Origin of the sequence: Mesorhizobium sp. LNHC229A00, from assembly GCF_000502415.1 — a bacterium.
GTDB lineage: Bacteria > Pseudomonadota > Alphaproteobacteria > Rhizobiales > Rhizobiaceae > Mesorhizobium.
Genome location: NZ_AYWQ01000075.1, coordinates 1 through 1525 on the forward strand (window position 1 = coordinate 1; position 1525 = coordinate 1525).

At 57.4% G+C, this 1525-nt stretch carries 1 protein-coding gene; it reads left to right on the plus strand.

Going from position 1 to position 1525, the window contains the following annotated elements; all coding sequences use genetic code 11:
- The first annotated feature begins 202 nt into the window (after nucleotides 1-202).
- Nucleotides 203-1381, plus strand: coding sequence for a TadE/TadG family type IV pilus assembly protein (locus X742_RS140530; RefSeq protein WP_023781997.1), 1179 nt, complete (start codon nucleotides 203-205; stop codon nucleotides 1379-1381).
- The last annotated feature ends 144 nt before the right edge of the window (nucleotides 1382-1525 follow it).

The following is a 1525-nucleotide window of genomic DNA, read 5'->3' on the forward strand; positions in this document are numbered from 1 at the left end:
CGGGCGTACCCGCGGATCTTACAAGGGGAGGGGAATCCACCCGCGTTGCGTGCACCAATTCCGGCGTCAAAGTTACGCGCCGGGCTTGTCGGTCTTTCACGGGACTTTGCCGAAAGATCGATAAACATTAACCAAGTCCGTTAGAGCATAATTTGCGACTGCCATGTTAGCCGGAGAGATATTCGTTTGTAAGGATCAAGGCATGCGGGGGTTAGCAGGTAGGTTTGTCAGCTCAAGGAGCGGCTCGTTCGCGCCCATAGTTGTCCTCAGCATGATCCCGCTAATCAGCGCGGTTGGCTTTGCGGTCGACTACACCTCTGCGGTGCAGACCCGGTCGACCGAGCAAGCGGCACTCGATGCCGCGATCCTGTCGATTACCACGATGGATACGGCTTCGACAAAAGCGCAGCGCCAGGTGGCGATGCAGGCTTCCTACGTGGCCAACGGTGGACAGGGCGACTCGACACTGAACACTTTCACCGTCGCCGCCGATGGCACCGCCACCGCGCAGGCCTCGGCGAATTTCGCCATGCCGACCCTTTTTATGCAGATCGCCAGGATCGACACCGTACCAGTCGGCGTCTCCTCGGCTGTGAGCAAGACGCCAGCGCTGGTCGAAGCTACCTTCAACGTCGATCACGTTTCAGGCTACTGGAACAAAACCATGACCCTGTACGGCCTTCCGTTTGGTTGGAACTCCAATACAACGGCTACCGCCATGATGAAGATAAACTACGCCTACAAGGCGTATAATTATTCCTATACGAGCGGGGGTAAGACTTATACCGCTGCCGACCCGAAAGGTTACGGTACGACCACTATTTCCACGGTCTCGGGGACAACCGAGAAGGTGGTTCAGAGCCAAGTGTGCACGCCAGTAGGACAAACAACCGATTTCACTCCGACTGCGGGAACTTACAGAAGCACCTCGGTAGCAAAAAGCGGAAATACGACCGGCTCCACCATCTATTTCAAGACGACGTGCGCGACCACGAATTCCGCCGGAAACAGCAGTGGTGCAACAGTCGACGTGAGCATGATGGACCAGGTCTATCTGCAGATGGATGTGCCGTCCGGACCGGTCAACCCCCTCAAGTCGAATAGTGCAAGCACATCGAATCGGCTCTACCTCGGTGCCGGGTACAGCACTGCGGCACAAAAGGCCCTGAGCCCTTCCAAATACCTTCCCGTCGAGGTCAACAGCAACACAATCGTCGACATCTTCGCCGCTGTGCCCTGCAGCGAGACCAGCGACCAGGCATGGGAAGACGGCGGCAACAATCCTCCACTTCCAGACGTTACGAACGCAGACTTCTTTTACAGCGTGATGGGCAAGTGCGCCTTTAACAAGCGGGCATCCGAGACGCTGCTGACACAGTGACGCTGCCGATCTCCCCCCGTGTGGGGAGATCGGATGCGGCGACCGTGTTCGCCAATATCTGACGCCCGCAGGGAAGAGGCGCTCTTCAATCACAAACCGGTGAGCGCTGTAACGAAGCGGTCGGTGGCGGCGAAGTGGGGACAT

Bases quoted from the DNA above. Each gene is read 5' to 3' on its own strand.
- X742_RS140530 (WP_023781997.1), top strand. From the start codon at position 203: ATGCGGGGGTTAGCAGGTAGGTTTGTCAGCTCAAGGAGCGGCTCGTTC.